This is a genomic window from Bacillus sp. B.PNR1, from assembly GCF_030386235.1.
In the GTDB taxonomy this organism is placed as follows: domain Bacteria; phylum Bacillota; class Bacilli; order Bacillales; family Bacillaceae; genus Bacillus; species Bacillus stercoris.
This window is the reverse complement of record NZ_JANYMN010000001.1, coordinates 1477272-1491342: the sequence shown is the minus strand read 5'-3', so window position 1 is coordinate 1491342 and position 14071 is coordinate 1477272. Positions and strand designations below refer to the sequence as shown.

The following is a 14071-nucleotide window of genomic DNA, read 5'->3' as shown; positions in this document are numbered from 1 at the left end:
TCAAAGATTATACAGTAGTGCTGTCACAAGCCATTTCCTTTTCAAAATCAAACAGGCTTTTATACCGGCGATCTTTTAGATACTTTATTACTATAGGCTCTATCTGATTATCCATGGTCAAAAGGGCTTATTTTCATGAAGTGAAACTAATACAAAGGCTGGCCATTGAAACAATAAAGCGCCAAAACAAGACATAAAAAAAGACCAAAGCCGCTTAAGGCTTTGGTCTAGAGTCTTTATGACTGTCTGGATTCGTAACGGAAGCGAGCAATCAATAATAAGAAGTAGCATAAAACGCCAAACAGACAGGCAATAAAGAACGAGTGGGCAAGTGCAAAGCCCAGTGCCAGTTCAGTGTATACGATCATAATACCTGACAGTGCTTGTAATGTGATGAACATAAGACACGAGATCCATCCCCAAAAAATCTGTTTTTGATCTTTATAGGAAGTGATAGCATGAACAGCGGCAACAATAATCCATACAAATAATAGTAAGGCTGCTGCTCTGTGGCCCATTTGCACCCATTCATGGAATTGGGTCGGAAGTCCATTGTTCAGCGGGCTGCACAGCGGCACATCAGGACATGCAAGACTTGATTCAGTGTGTCTTACATATGCGCCTGTATACACAACGATATAGGAATATATTAAAATTCCTATCATGTGAAATTGCATCTTTTTGCCGATTTGAAGCGGCTTAACCAGTTTTCTGACTGATTTATCAGCTTCAAATATGAGTAATGTCAAAATAAGCACTGAAGCAAAAGAAATTAATGAGATGCCGAAGTGAAGCGCCATTATCAACGCGTTCGAACCGAATACGACAGCCAATGCGCCAAGCAATGCCTGTAGAAATAAAAAGATAATAGACATGATCGCGAGAAACGTTGTTTCACGGAAAATCGGCGTGATTTTTCTCCATGACCAAAACGCAAGGCTTAACACAAGGATAATAGAGATCCCGCTTGCAAATCTGTGGCTCCATTCAATAATTGAGGCCGGGTTCAGTTCAGGGAAAAAACGGCCGTGACACAGCGGCCACTGTCTGCCGCATCCTTGGCCGGAACCTGTTTTTGTAACGAGAGCACCCCCGATTAAAACAATAAGCATGACAAATGTCGTCAAGACACCGAGAGCTTTTAATGCTTTATTCATACAATATTCACCTTCTCAACATACTGCTGCAATTTTATATACGTTCCAAGTGTAAGCGAATATGTGTTTTGTGGCAATTCCCAGAGGCTTTTGTTCACAAAAATATAATAGAATGACGGCTTCTGGAAAATGTACACTTGATTATTCGTTCCGGGTCTGATAGAAATAAGGTAAACGCAATGCCAATTTGGCGATTGCCTGCATCTTTGGTAAAATTCATAAAAAGTTCACAAATAAATTCCTGTTTGTCGTTTAATATTTAATAGGATGTTTTTTTACAAGATGTTATCTTGTATGATAGAGTTGCAGGTTTTTTTATTCTCCTGCGTTAGGTTTGTAAGGGAGGTTTACGTTATGGCTAACTCCAGAATCTTAAATGATACAGCTATAGACGGACAAATTGAAGAAACAACGGCATGGAAAGATTTTCTGTCCCTTATTAAAATAGGGATCGTCAATTCTAACCTCATCACGACTTTCACTGGAATGTGGCTTGCACTACATATTTCCGGTTTAAGTTTTTTAGGCAATATAAACACCGTTCTTCTTACATTAATCGGTTCATCTCTGATTATTGCGGGCTCCTGCGCGATCAATAACTGGTATGACCGGGATATTGACCATCTTATGGAGCGCACGAAAGTAAGACCTACGGTTACGGGTAAAATTCAGCCGAGTCAGGCGTTATGGTCAGGAATTTTGCTGGTTGCTTTAGGATTGATTATGCTGCTGATGACAACTGTCATGGCTGCTGTCATCGGTTTTATCGGAGTCTTTACGTATGTTGTATTGTACACAATGTGGACGAAACGCCGCTATACGATTAACACTGTAGTAGGAAGCGTTTCAGGTGCAGTGCCGCCGCTTATTGGATGGACGGCAGTGGAAGGGAATATCGGTGTCGTAGCATGGGTGTTATTCATGATTTTATTTATTTGGCAGATTCCTCACTTCTTAGCATTGGCTATTAAGAAAACTGAGGATTACAGAGCTGCAAATATTCCGATGCTTCCTGTCGTATACGGATTTGAAGTGACAAAAAGACAAATTATTGTGTGGGTTGCGTGCCTGATGCCGCTTCCGTTTTTCCTTGGTAGCCTAGGGCTTCCAATTGTCATCCTCGGTTTGCTGTTAAATATCGGCTGGCTGATTCTTGGCTTAATGGGATTCCGCTCCAAGAATATTATGAAGTGGGCAACGCAGATGTTCGTATACTCACTTAACTACATGACTATCTATTTCGTTGCCATGGTTGTCTTAACTCTTTTCTAAAAAATAGATATGCTGCTTGTTTTATCGCTTCAAAATAAACGATGACAACTAGTAAATGCCGCCTTGACCTCTTGTTTAATCAGGCGGCTTTACTTTTATACATAGATGGCATTTTGAGTAAAAAAACTCATAATTTAAGAGAAGAGGAAATGTAAGTGCTTTATTGGTGATAGGCTGGAGGCGATGGTTTTCGATCTGCTTTCCGCCTTTGTATTGACCAGAAAAGGGGTTGGGTGAAATGGTAAAGCATTGGCGTCTTATTTTATTATTAGCCTTAGTGCCGCTTCTATTAAGCGGATGTGGAAAACCTTTTTTATCCACGCTCAAGCCTGCTGGCGAGGTGGCTGATAAACAGTATGACCTGACAGTGCTCAGCACATTGATTATGGTGGTTGTTGTTGCAGTAGTATCTGTTATCTTCTTTTATGTGATTGTGAGATTTAGAAGATCACGGGTTGGTGAGAACACGATACCGAAACAGGTAGAGGGGAATAAATTTTTAGAAATCACATGGACCGTGATCCCGATTTTGCTGCTCATTATTCTTGTGATCCCTGTTGTATTATATACGCTGGAGCTAGCAGACACATCACCAATGGATAAGAAAGGCCGCAAAGCTGAGGATGCTCTTGTAGTCAATGTCCGGGCAAATTTATACTGGTGGGAGTTTGAGTACCCTGATTACGGCATTATCACAAGCCAGGAGCTGATTGTGCCGACAGACCAGCGTGTATATTTTAATTTAAAAGCTTCTGATGTGAAACATTCCTTCTGGATTCCTTCAGTTGGAGGAAAACTTGATACGAATACGGATAATGAAAATAAGTTTTTCCTGACTTTTGATTCGAAACGAAGCAAAGAGGCAGGAGATATGTTTTTTGGAAAGTGTGCAGAGCTTTGCGGCCCTTCACATGCGCTGATGGATTTTAAAGTGAAGACAATGTCTGCAAAGGAATTTCAGGGCTGGACAAAAGAAATGAAAAACTATAAATCTACAGCAGAGAGCGATTTGGCTAAGCAGGGTGAAGAACTGTTTAAAGAGAAAAACTGCCTGAGCTGCCATGCGGTAGAGCCGAATGATAAGCGTGCAGAAGCCGCTAGAACGGCACCCAACTTGGCGACTTTCGGTGAAAGGACAAAAGTGGCAGGGGTGAAAGAGGCTAACAAAGAAAATGTGAAGGCCTGGCTGAAGGACCCTGACAGCATAAAGCCGGGGAACAAAATGACAGGAACATATCCAAAGCTCTCAGACAGTGAAACAGATGCGCTTTATGAATACTTAAAAGGCTTAAAAGCGGAAAGCAAGTAGGGAAGAAAGGGAGATATTGGGGGAGGTCACATATGTTGAATGCGCTTACAGAAAAGCGGACGCGCGGATCTATGCTTTGGGATTATTTGACGACGGTGGACCATAAAAAAATCGCGATTCTTTATTTAGCGGCAGGAGGATTCTTCTTTCTTGTCGGGGGAATTGAAGCAATGTTTATCAGAATTCAGCTTGCAAAGCCGGAAAATGCGTTTCTCAGTGCTCAAGCGTACAATGAAGTAATGACTATGCACGGAACGACGATGATCTTTCTGGCTGCGATGCCGCTCTTATTTGCCTTGATGAATGCGGTTGTGCCATTGCAGATCGGGGCTCGGGACGTTTCGTTTCCATTTTTAAATGCGCTTGGTTTTTGGCTCTTCTTTTTCGGAGGCATTTTCTTAAATCTAAGCTGGTTTTTGGGCGGAGCGCCAGATGCGGGCTGGACGTCATATGCCTCACTTTCGCTTCATTCAAAAGGGCACGGTATAGACTTTTTCGTCCTCGGACTCCAAATATCGGGGCTCGGGACGCTGATAGCCGGAATTAACTTTTTGGCCACGATTATCAATATGAGGGCTCCGGGCATGACGTACATGAGGCTGCCTTTGTTTACATGGACGACATTCGTGGCCTCGGCATTGATTTTGTTTGCCTTTCCGCCGCTTACGGTCGGATTGGCTCTTATGATGCTGGATCGGCTGTTCGGAACCAATTTCTTTAATCCCGAGCTTGGCGGGAATACGGTCATTTGGGAGCATTTATTTTGGATTTTCGGCCATCCGGAGGTTTATATCCTAATTTTGCCTGCATTCGGTATTTTTTCCGAGGTCATCCCTGTTTTCGCCAGAAAGCGTTTGTTTGGCTATTCTTCAATGGTTTTTGCCATCGTGCTCATTGGCTTTCTGGGCTTTATGGTATGGGTGCACCACATGTTCACGACTGGTCTCGGCCCGATTGCAAATGCGATTTTTGCGGTTGCCACAATGGCTATTGCGATTCCGACCGGGATTAAGATTTTTAACTGGCTGTTGACGATTTGGGGAGGAAATGTGAAGTATACAACCGCAATGCTGTATGCTGTCTCATTTATTCCATCTTTTGTGCTTGGCGGTGTGACGGGAGTCATGTTGGCAGCGGCCGCTGCTGATTATCAGTTCCATGATACGTATTTTGTGGTGGCGCACTTCCACTACGTCATCATTGGCGGCGTGGTATTCGGCCTATTAGCCGGTGTTCATTTCTGGTGGCCGAAAATGTTCGGTAAAATTCTGCATGAGACGATGGGGAAAATTTCATTTGTACTGTTTTTTATCGGCTTTCACCTCACGTTTTTCATTCAGCATTTTGTCGGTTTAATGGGGATGCCGCGCCGGGTTTATACGTTTTTGCCAGGCCAGGGTCTTGAAACCGGCAACTTGATCAGTACAATCGGGGCGTTTTTTATGGCGGCAGCTGTTATTCTTCTGCTGGTCAATGTCATTTGGACATCGGTAAAAGGCGAGTATGTAGGCGATGATCCATGGCATGACGGACGTACGCTTGAATGGGCCGTTTCTTCGCCGCCGCCAGAGTATAACTTTAAACAGCTTCCTTTTGTCAGAGGACTTGATCCGCTTTGGATCGAGAAGCAGGCAGGTCACAAATCAATGACACCGGCGGAACCGGTTGATGATATTCATATGCCAAACGGCTCAATCCTGCCGCTCATCATTTCCTTCGGCCTTTTTGTCGCAGCGTTCGGGCTGCTGTACAGAAGCGATTACGCTTGGGGCCTGCCGGTGATCTTTATCGGGCTCGGCATCACCTTTATTACGATGCTGCTCCGCTCAGTCATTGATGATCACGGCTATCATATTCATAAAGAGGAACTGCCGAACGATGATAAAGGGGTGAAGGCATAATGCAAATTCAAGAAAAATTCACCGCAGAAACCTTTCCAGCTTCTCCCGAAAAAGTAACACTGGAAGGGAAAAATAAATTTCTAGGCTTTTGGCTTTTTCTTGGCGGAGAGACTGTTCTGTTTGCGTCTCTCTTCGCCACGTTTCTAGCGCTTCGGAATTCAAACGCCAGTGATCCGCCTACAACCGAAATGTTCGACGTAACACTTGTATTCATTGCGACAATGCTGTTATTAACGAGCAGTTTAACGAGTGTGTACGCGATGTACCACATGAAGAACTTTTCCTTCGGCAAGATGCAGCTTTGGCTGGGAATTACGGTTTTATTGGGGGCGGGCTTTTTAGGACTGGAAATCTATGAGTTTAAGCACTACACCCATGAATTTGGCTTTACCATCACAAGCTCTGCGCTCGGTTCTGCGTTTTACACGCTTGTCGGTACACACGGCGCCCACGTGGCGTTTGGGCTGATGTGGATCAGCACGCTGATGATCCGCAATGCCAAGAGAGGGCTGAACCTGTATACTGCGCCTAAGTTTTACGTTGCCAGCCTTTATTGGCACTTTATTGATGTCGTGTGGGTCTTCATCTTTACCGTTGTATATTTAATGGGGATGGTGGGATAAACATGGTCGGTAAAAAAAGCAGAGGGCATATCAACAGCGACCTTGAATTTAAGAAAAAAAAGCACGCCCAGGAGATGAAATATCAGGTTTTATCTTTTGGTTTAATGATCGGTCTTACGATTGTTGCATTTCTGACTGTGGCAACAGACGGTGTCGCAAGCTGGTTTACGATTCCTTTCATTATTTTGCTTGCTGCAATTCAAGTCATCTTTCAGCTGTATTATTTCATGCATATGAATCAAAAAGGGCATGAGGCGCCGGCATTGTTTTTGTATTCAGGGGTGTTTGTCGCGTTTATCACTGTGCTTGCGTTTGTCACAATTATATGGTGGTAATTTGAACAGCCGCCGGAGGTGAAAAAATGAATCAGTTGGAGATATTTGGGTTTCGCGCCATGTGGAGCCCTTATCTTTTTTGTATCCTGTTAGGCATTACGGCGATTTATCTCTATTTTTACAGGAGAATGTTTTCAAAGCCGAATCGAATAACTGGTAAAGAGATGGCGTGTTTTCTGTCGGCGATGCTGTTTTTATATGCGGCCGAGGGAAGCCCTGTTGATTTGCTCGGACATATTATGTTTAGCGCGCATATGGTACAGATGGCTGTCCTGTATTTGGTTGTACCGCCACTGTTGATCGCTGGAATTCCTGCATGGCTCTGGGAGAAAATCATTTTCAGGCCTGCAATCAAACCGGTTTTTTCCTTTTTCACGAAGCCCTTAATTGCTTTGCTTTTGTTTAACGGCATTTTTTCTTTATATCATGTACCGCTTATATTTGATACTGTCAAAACCGATTCGTTTTACCATACATTCATCACTTGGCTTATCTTTGTGCTTGCATTCTTCATGTGGTGGCCGCTTGTTCATAAGGTGGGGCGTCTACGGCAGCTCAGCGGGTTGATTAAGCTGGGGTATATTATGGCGGACGGTATGCTGCTCACACCTGCTTGCGCCTTAATCATGTTCAGCGGTGCGCCGTTATACGCCACCTATACAGATCCGTCTGCATGGGCCGAGGCAATGAGCCTTTGCGTGCCTGCGGATATGATGGGGCAGGTCCCATTAACAGGACCGGAGATGTTGAATACACTGCCTTTGTTAGAGGATCAGCAGCTCGGGGCCGTCATGATGAAAATCATTCAGGAAATTGTGTACGGTACTTTTTTGGCGATTATTTTTTTCCAATGGGTGAAGAAAGAAAGGGAAAAGGACGGGCAGGAGGAGCCGCCGTATATTCAGCAGACGATATCATAAAAGGTACAGCGGAATATGCTGTACCTTTTCGTTACATTTGAACTGTTTTTAACATGTCGGATATGTCCTGAATCAGTGCCTTGCTTTTTGTCACAACCTGTATGGGAAACTCTTCCGTTTCTCCATATTCTACTCCGTGCGGGTAGTAATGCTTGCCTAGGAGAGGGGACATTAATTGAATCACCGCGCGTCCGCTTCCGATATCACCCTCTGCCGCAATTCCTTGTATCCGCAGGTAAAACGTGCCCTCAATCGTCGAAAACTTCTTGTCATAGGTGACTCTCTCGTAATCCCATTGGCCCGCTCTGATGAGACCTTTGCTTTCCATTAAGTCGTCTAGCAAGCTGAGTTCAGCCTTAACCCCTTCAAGTCCGCTTTCAGTAAACTTCAACACCGACCCCTCCTTATAAAAATTACCTTTCCTGACAATCATAGTATGAAAGCGTTAAACTTTCAATGAATCTTCTTCTTTTGAAAGTATGCAAAAATTAAATTTTGACGACAATAGCACTAGACTAAAGGAGGTTAAACGGATGACAAAAATAAAAGATCTGATGACAGCCGACTTGCAATATTGCACGGTATTAGATAATGTATATGAAGCTGCAGTAAAGATGAAGGACGCGAATGTAGGAGCGATTCCAGTGGTTGATGAGGATGGGGAAACATTGGTCGGCATCGTGACCGACCGTGATCTCGTGTTAAGAGGAATCGCCATCAAAAAACCGAACTCGCAAAAAATCACTGATGCAATGACCGAAAAACCTGTCAGTGTGGAGGAAGATGCTTCAGTTGATGAGGTTCTTCATTTGATGGCATCGCATCAGCTCAGAAGGATACCAGTTACAAAAAATAAAAAACTGACTGGAATTGTCACGCTTGGTGATCTTTCTTTATCTGAGCAAACAAATGAACGTGCCGGCAGCGCCTTATCGGATATTTCCGAAGGTGATAATCGAGAAGAAGGCTTTTTTCATTAACACATAAATCTTTGACATGTTAAATAGGCTGTATTGTAATGGGTTGTAAGGCAAGACATTGTGAATCGCCATGGGGGTGATAGATTGAAAAATATATTGAGAGCAATGGTTATCCTCTTGATTATTTGCGGAACTTATGTTCTGTTTATTCAATATGGATCTGTTCCTGAAAAGAAATCAAATGACAGCGAGCCTCAGGTGTCAAATGAGGAAGCACAAAGCGGCAAACGAATACATATGCCGACTTCAGGATTATTGTCCTTCATGGGCAAGTCCGCCGATGAAGTAACGAAAAAGCTTGGGGAACCTGAAAGCATTGACCCTTCAGCTTATGATTACGATTGGTGGGTATACAATCAAGGTAAGGACCAATATATCCAAATCGGGGTATTAAACAATAAAGTGGTCACATTATTCGCTGCTGGGAATGACATTAACGCCAAGCCTTTCAAAATTGGCGAATCAACCGGAGATGTGTTCAAGACGACCCAGGTGGCGCCATTTGTGAATGTAGAGTATAAAGGAAATTCCTATCGCTTTGAGTTTTCTGAAGAGGATATCAATACAAGACCGACTGTAAAGGTAGGAAAAATGTATGTCCAGCTGTATATGGACAAATTTGAAGGGAAGCTATCCAGCATCAGGGCGTTTGATGCGCAGACCTTTGTAAAGCAAAGGCCTTATGAGGTTGTATACCGCGGCGAATTAATCAAACCGAAAGCCGTTTCAGATGAGAAGTGGAAAAAGATCCAAACAACGAGCGAAAAGCAAATACTTGATTTGACGAATGTCATACGCGTTAAACATGGACTTGCGAAGCTTGAGTGGGATCAGCCAACGGCGGAAGTTGCCTTTGGGCATAGCGAGGATATGAAGGAAAATAATTATTTCTCCCATGTTTCTAAGAAATACGGCTCACTGAAAGACCGCTTAGAAGAAGGGCATGTTGACTTTCAACAAGCGGGAGAAAATATCGCATACAATTATGTGGACGGTCCGGCCGCTGTAGAAGGCTGGCTGAATAGCGAAGGCCATCGAAAAGCGCTCCTGAATTCAGATTATACGCATCTTGGTGTCGGAGTAGACCGAAAATATTACACCCAAAATTTTATTAAGCGATGGTAATGAAAGCCGCGGACGAATGGTTCCGGGCTTTTTCTATTTTCACACAAGCTGGTCTTGCGCTAAGGGATGTGTAAATACAGCCTGTTCAATATGTTACTTTTCTTGCTGCTGAGGAGCGGATTTCCCCTTCTTCTTAAGGCTTTTCACCAGTGTCTAGGGACAGCACTAAAAATTCATTTGTGAATGAATATAGGCGAACACAATGCCCGACAAAACGATACATTGTAGTAGGTAACGATTTTCGGAGGGGGTGAGGATTGTGGCGAATCAACATGCCAATCATTCAATCAATGACTTTAAACAATTCGTCAAAAAGCATCCCAAGCTGATAAAAGAAGTGCGAAAAGAACAAAGAAGCTGGCAGGACGTATATGAAAATTGGGTTCTCTTCGGGGAGAGCGACCCGATTTGGGATCCGTATCGGGAACCGGAAGAAGCTGCAGAGGCTGTGCCCGAAACACCGCAAAAAAATGATTTTGTCACGAAAATGGTGACTGCGGTGAAAAAGATGGATGTCAATCAAATGAACGAACAAATCAATAAAATGAGCCAGTCGATCTCATCGTTGCAAAGCCTTCTTAATACATTTTCAGGGAACAGCCAGAAGCAATCTCAGCCAGGCTCTGGACAGCATCCTTTTTCTTTTCGAAAGGATTAAAAAAGGGGATCTCATATGCGCAAAGAGGTGCAGGAATATATTTTCGCAAACGAAGAACGGAAACGATTCATCAGAGAGCAGCCGATATGGTACCGCAGGCTTTCGAGAAAACCGGATGATCTGTCCACCTTTCAGCTTGAGATGATGAATTTTTATGAAAAAACCATTCCGCATCGGGTGAATCAGTTTACAAACGGGATTCAAATGGCGCAAATGATGATGCAAATGTTCCAAGCGATGCGGACAAAAGATTAAAAGGCCCGGGAAAGGGTCTTTTTCGTGCGTCCATACGGAGTTTGTTTTCGGCTGTGGTTAAGCATTTTCCAATTGGCTGGTTTCATGGTAAACTAACAACTGGAGGTGCATGTTATGTATGCGACGATGGAATCCGTGCGGCTTCAAAGTGAAGCTCAGCAGCTTGCCGAGATGATTCTGCAGTCGGAGACGGCTGAGAACTACCGCAATTGTTACAAGCGTCTCCAGGAAGATGAAGAGGCAGGGCGGATTATTCGTTCTTTTATCAAAATAAAAGAGCAGTATGAGGATGTACAGCGTTTTGGCAAATATCATCCTGACTATAGAGAAATAACCCGGAAAATGAGGGAGATCAAACGTGAGCTGGACCTGAACGACAAGGTGGCTGACTTCAAGAGAGCTGAAAATGAGCTCCAGTCCATTCTTGATGAGGTCAGCGTCGAGATTGGGACAGCTGTTTCGGAGCATGTGAAAGTTCCGACTGGGAATCCTTATTTTGACGGTTTGTCTTCATGCGGAGGCGGCTGCGGTTCAGGCGGAAGCTGCGGATGTAAAGTGTCCTGACGAGACTGGCCGTCTCGTCTTTTACATATAAAAGAAATCAGGCAGGTGATTGTATTGGAGAATAGGCGCCAGGGAATGGTTGTGTATCTGCACTCCCTAAAGCAAAGCAAAATGCTGAGAAAGTTCGGGAATGTGCACTATGTATCAAAACGATTAAAATATGTCGTACTGTACTGTGATATGGACCAAATTGAAAAAACAATGGACAAGATTGCGTCTTACTCTTTTGTGAAAAAAGTAGAGCCTTCTTATAAACCGTTTTTAAAATTGGAATTCGAGTCAAAGCTTGATAAGGCAAAAGAATACGATTATAAAATCGGCATATAGCAATAAAAAAACCCCCGCAGACATCTGCGGGGTCCTTCTATTCCTTAATATGTTAAGGAGAAGGCAAAGGGAGAGGAGAAACCGGAGGAAGAACTTATGGGGAAACGTAAGTCTTCTCCGCGGTTGGCAACAACATCCTCTAGATGCTGTTGCTTATAGTATGGACAAGGATCATGCTGCCTATACACCTGTTTATCAAGATTAGCGTTCATTGTTTGGGAGAATGCTTTATGTTAAGATAGGATTGATTTTTTTCTATGTACATAGCGGCGTCTGGCCGAATAAAGAAACAAAATAGCTTTTAGAAAAAGTGGTGTGGAACATGAGAGTAATTTCTGGATCAAAAAAAGGCCGTTCACTAAAGGCTGTGCCGGGAACATCAACAAGACCGACAACCGACAAAGTGAAGGAATCCATTTTCAATATGATCGGCCCTTATTTTGATGGGGGCAGGGGACTAGACTTATTCGCAGGGAGCGGAGGTCTTGGAATCGAAGCGCTTTCACGCGGGTTTGAGCATTGTATATTCGTTGACCGTGATTTTAAGGCCATTCAAACGGTAAAATCTAATTTGAAAACGCTGGAGCTTACAAAACATGCACAGGTATACCGCAATGATGCGGAACGTGCTTTGCAAGCTGCTGCAAAGAGAGAAACCGGCTTTCGCGGCATTTTTCTCGATCCGCCGTATAAGGAACAAAAGCTGAAAGCACTTTTAACTTTGATTGACGAATATCAAATGCTGGAAGAAGACGGCTTTATCGTCGCTGAGCATGACAGAGAGGTCGAGCTTCCCGAAACCGTAGGAGATCTTGTGATGACAAGAAAAGAAACCTATGGGCTTACAGGTGTGGCGATTTATAAAAAGAGGGGGTAGTGAGGTGGCGAGTATAGCTGTCTGTCCCGGCAGTTTTGATCCGGTGACCTACGGGCATCTGGACATCATCAAACGCGGGGCGCATATTTTTGAACAAGTGTATGTATGTGTGCTGAATAATTCTTCAAAAAAGCCTTTGTTCAGTGTAGAGGAACGGTGTGAGCTTCTGAGAGAAGTGACAAAAGACATTCCAAACATAACAGTTGAAACATCACAAGGACTGTTAATTGATTATGCAAAAAGAAAAAATGCCAAAGCGATATTAAGAGGCTTGAGAGCTGTATCAGATTTTGAATACGAGATGCAGGGAACGTCAGTAAACCGTGTGCTTGATGAATCCATTGAGACATTTTTCATGATGACAAACAATCAGTATTCGTTTTTAAGTTCAAGCATCGTAAAAGAAGTGGCGAGATACAACGGCTCGGTATCAGAATTTGTACCGCCGGAAGTAGAGCTTGCGCTTCAGCAAAAATACAGACAAGGATGAGGGGGTTTGACTCATCCTTTTTTTGTGCCGTTTGTCAGTCTGTAAGAAAAAATGATAATGTACGTAAACAGCGCGCATAGTGTGACAGCAGGTCCGATCTGCACAAGCAGATTCCAGCCGTTTATAAACGCAGCTGGCATGTCACTGCTCTTAAAAGATTTAAATACATACTGATAAGGATCATGCCACGCCGTGTAAAGCGGTTTCCATAAAAGCATGACGAAGACAGCGGCATAAACGCCCTGCAGCAAACGTGCGATAAAGAATGGTTTAAATCTAATGTCGGTTTCCGATAAAATACCTGCCACTTGAGCTTGTACGGAAAAGCCGCTAAACCCGAGAATAAAGCTGACGATAATCGCTTTTTGCAGAAGAGAAACATCTGTCTCGCTGACAAGCTTGCTGCCTAACGTGATTTCAAACATCCCCGATAAAAGCGGAATGTCCAATTGAGCCGGAAGCTGAAACAAAGTCAGCGCGCCTTTTGTGAAAACAGACAAAACATCAGTCAGCTGAACCACGGACAACAGCCGATTGAAGACAGAAAATAAAATAATAAAGCCGCCTACCATAAGAAGCGTTTGAACAGAAGACGTCACGGCGTCGCCTAAAATTTTGCCCAAAGGCCGTTTTTCCGCAAGTCTGGCGGTATGAAGGGCGTGTAACGCATCTTTGATCGAAGGAAAGGGTATCGTTTTCTTTCTTCTGAGATGCTGCTCTTCCTTGCGGCCGTAGGAACGCATCGTTAATCCAACAGCCAGATTCCCTAAATAGTGTGCAGAAGCCAATAAAATGCCTAGTGACGCATTTTGAAAGAAACCGACAGCAACAGCGCCGAAAATAAAGAGCGGGTTTGAAGAATTGGTAAACGACGCAAGCCGTTCTGCCTCTACTCTTGAAATTTGTTTTTCCTGCCGCAGACGGGCAGTGAGTTTTGCTCCCGCTGGGTTTCCTGATGCCATTCCCATAGCAAGAACGAAGCCGCCGACACCCGGCACGCGAAAGATCGGCCGCATAAAAGGCTCAAGCAAAACACCGACAAACCGTACAATGCCAAAGCCGATTAAGAGTTCGGACAGAATAAAAAATGGCAGCAATGACGGAAACACAACCTCCCACCACATAGAAAGCCCGGTTTTAGAGGCTTCGAATGAGGCCTGTGGATGTGAGATGACAGTCGCTGTTAAAAAAAGAAAAAACGAGGCAATCAAAAGTGTATTGATCTTCGACAAGTTCATTCTTACCTCCCCGATGCTAAAAATGCCCAATGACATGTAT

17 protein-coding genes are annotated in these 14071 nt (G+C 43.7%); 14 read left to right on the top strand and 3 right to left on the bottom strand.

Annotation, left to right across the window (positions count from 1 at the left end; translation table 11 throughout):
* Positions 1-236 precede the first annotated feature (236 nt).
* Positions 237-1157 (bottom strand): heme A synthase CtaA, encoded by a 921-nt coding sequence (gene ctaA / locus NZD81_RS07640; RefSeq protein ID WP_069838814.1) that lies wholly within the window; start codon positions 1155-1157, stop codon positions 237-239.
* A 354-nt stretch (positions 1158-1511) separates the two neighbouring features.
* Here ctaA and cyoE point away from each other — a divergent pair, with 354 nt between their 5' ends.
* The 6 genes from cyoE to ctaG all read left to right on the top strand — a co-directional run bounded on the left by cyoE (position 1512) and on the right by ctaG (position 7517).
* On the top strand, positions 1512-2429 hold the full coding sequence (gene cyoE / locus NZD81_RS07635; protein WP_003232250.1) for a heme o synthase: 918 nt from the start codon (positions 1512-1514) through the stop codon (positions 2427-2429).
* Positions 2430-2667: 238 nt separating this feature from the next.
* On the top strand, positions 2668-3738 hold the full coding sequence (gene coxB, locus NZD81_RS07630; protein ID WP_014663859.1) for a cytochrome c oxidase subunit II: 1071 nt from the start codon (positions 2668-2670) through the stop codon (positions 3736-3738).
* A gap of 32 nt (positions 3739-3770) precedes the next feature.
* Positions 3771-5639, top strand: coding sequence for a cytochrome c oxidase subunit I (gene ctaD / locus NZD81_RS07625; protein ID WP_014663860.1), 1869 nt, complete (start codon positions 3771-3773; stop codon positions 5637-5639).
* Entirely contained in the window at positions 5639-6262 is a 624-nt protein-coding gene (gene ctaE, locus NZD81_RS07620; protein ID WP_014663861.1) for a cytochrome c oxidase subunit III, read from the top strand. The genes ctaD and ctaE overlap by 1 nt, the downstream gene beginning before the upstream one ends.
* Before the next feature lie 2 nt (positions 6263-6264).
* Complete coding sequence (gene ctaF, locus NZD81_RS07615) at positions 6265-6597, top strand: cytochrome c oxidase subunit IVB (RefSeq protein ID WP_014663862.1); 333 nt, start codon at positions 6265-6267, stop codon at positions 6595-6597.
* Positions 6598-6623: 26 nt separating this feature from the next.
* Positions 6624-7517: a cytochrome c oxidase assembly factor CtaG gene (gene ctaG / locus NZD81_RS07610; protein WP_289859946.1), complete on the top strand. Its 894-nt coding sequence runs from the start codon at positions 6624-6626 to the stop codon at positions 7515-7517.
* A 31-nt stretch (positions 7518-7548) separates the two neighbouring features.
* On the opposite strand, the gene NZD81_RS07605 is transcribed toward ctaG, so the two are convergent.
* Positions 7549-7911, bottom strand: coding sequence for a YugN family protein (locus NZD81_RS07605; protein ID WP_289859943.1), 363 nt, complete (start codon positions 7909-7911; stop codon positions 7549-7551).
* A 139-nt stretch (positions 7912-8050) separates the two neighbouring features.
* Between NZD81_RS07605 and NZD81_RS07600 the strand changes: the two genes are divergently transcribed.
* The 8 genes from NZD81_RS07600 to coaD all read left to right on the top strand — a co-directional run bounded on the left by NZD81_RS07600 (position 8051) and on the right by coaD (position 12793).
* Entirely contained in the window at positions 8051-8497 is a 447-nt protein-coding gene (locus NZD81_RS07600) for a CBS domain-containing protein (protein ID WP_003221362.1), read from the top strand.
* Between the two features lie 84 nt (positions 8498-8581).
* A complete protein-coding gene (locus NZD81_RS07595) occupies positions 8582-9622 on the top strand; it encodes a CAP domain-containing protein (RefSeq protein WP_289859941.1) in 1041 nt (346 codons plus the stop codon).
* Between the two features lie 259 nt (positions 9623-9881).
* Positions 9882-10280: a YlbD family protein gene (ylbD, locus tag NZD81_RS07590; protein ID WP_014663866.1), complete on the top strand. Its 399-nt coding sequence runs from the start codon at positions 9882-9884 to the stop codon at positions 10278-10280.
* 15 nt (positions 10281-10295) lie between these two features.
* Positions 10296-10535: a YlbE-like family protein gene (locus tag NZD81_RS07585; RefSeq protein WP_014663867.1), complete on the top strand. Its 240-nt coding sequence runs from the start codon at positions 10296-10298 to the stop codon at positions 10533-10535.
* A gap of 114 nt (positions 10536-10649) precedes the next feature.
* Positions 10650-11099, top strand: coding sequence for a regulatory iron-sulfur-containing complex subunit RicF (gene ricF, locus NZD81_RS07580; RefSeq protein WP_289859938.1), 450 nt, complete (start codon positions 10650-10652; stop codon positions 11097-11099).
* Positions 11100-11153: 54 nt separating this feature from the next.
* Positions 11154-11426: a YlbG family protein gene (locus NZD81_RS07575; RefSeq protein WP_009967171.1), complete on the top strand. Its 273-nt coding sequence runs from the start codon at positions 11154-11156 to the stop codon at positions 11424-11426.
* Positions 11427-11748: 322 nt separating this feature from the next.
* Positions 11749-12303 carry a 16S rRNA (guanine(966)-N(2))-methyltransferase RsmD gene (gene rsmD, locus NZD81_RS07570; protein WP_014663868.1) on the top strand — a complete coding sequence of 185 codons (555 nt, stop codon included), beginning with the start codon at positions 11749-11751 and terminating at the stop codon, positions 12301-12303.
* A gap of 4 nt (positions 12304-12307) precedes the next feature.
* On the top strand, positions 12308-12793 hold the full coding sequence (gene coaD, locus NZD81_RS07565; RefSeq protein ID WP_014663869.1) for a pantetheine-phosphate adenylyltransferase: 486 nt from the start codon (positions 12308-12310) through the stop codon (positions 12791-12793).
* An 11-nt stretch (positions 12794-12804) separates the two neighbouring features.
* On the opposite strand, the gene spoVV is transcribed toward coaD, so the two are convergent.
* Positions 12805-14031 (bottom strand): dipicolinic acid transporter SpoVV, encoded by a 1227-nt coding sequence (gene spoVV, locus NZD81_RS07560; protein ID WP_040083231.1) that lies wholly within the window; start codon positions 14029-14031, stop codon positions 12805-12807.
* Between the last annotated feature and the right edge of the window lie 40 nt (positions 14032-14071).

Coding starts and splice junctions, on each gene's coding strand:
- ctaA (WP_069838814.1), bottom strand. CDS start 1,157: ATGAATAAAGCATTAAAAGCTCTCGGTGTCTTGACGACATTTGTCATG.
- cyoE (WP_003232250.1), top strand. CDS start 1,512: ATGGCTAACTCCAGAATCTTAAATGATACAGCTATAGACGGACAAATT.
- coxB (WP_014663859.1), top strand. CDS start 2,668: ATGGTAAAGCATTGGCGTCTTATTTTATTATTAGCCTTAGTGCCGCTT.
- ctaD (WP_014663860.1), top strand. CDS start 3,771: ATGTTGAATGCGCTTACAGAAAAGCGGACGCGCGGATCTATGCTTTGG.
- ctaE (WP_014663861.1), top strand. CDS start 5,639: ATGCAAATTCAAGAAAAATTCACCGCAGAAACCTTTCCAGCTTCTCCC.
- ctaF (WP_014663862.1), top strand. CDS start 6,265: ATGGTCGGTAAAAAAAGCAGAGGGCATATCAACAGCGACCTTGAATTT.
- ctaG (WP_289859946.1), top strand. CDS start 6,624: ATGAATCAGTTGGAGATATTTGGGTTTCGCGCCATGTGGAGCCCTTAT.
- NZD81_RS07600 (WP_003221362.1), top strand. CDS start 8,051: ATGACAAAAATAAAAGATCTGATGACAGCCGACTTGCAATATTGCACG.
- NZD81_RS07585 (WP_014663867.1), top strand. CDS start 10,296: ATGCGCAAAGAGGTGCAGGAATATATTTTCGCAAACGAAGAACGGAAA.
- ricF (WP_289859938.1), top strand. CDS start 10,650: ATGTATGCGACGATGGAATCCGTGCGGCTTCAAAGTGAAGCTCAGCAG.
- rsmD (WP_014663868.1), top strand. CDS start 11,749: ATGAGAGTAATTTCTGGATCAAAAAAAGGCCGTTCACTAAAGGCTGTG.
- spoVV (WP_040083231.1), bottom strand. CDS start 14,031: ATGAACTTGTCGAAGATCAATACACTTTTGATTGCCTCGTTTTTTCTT.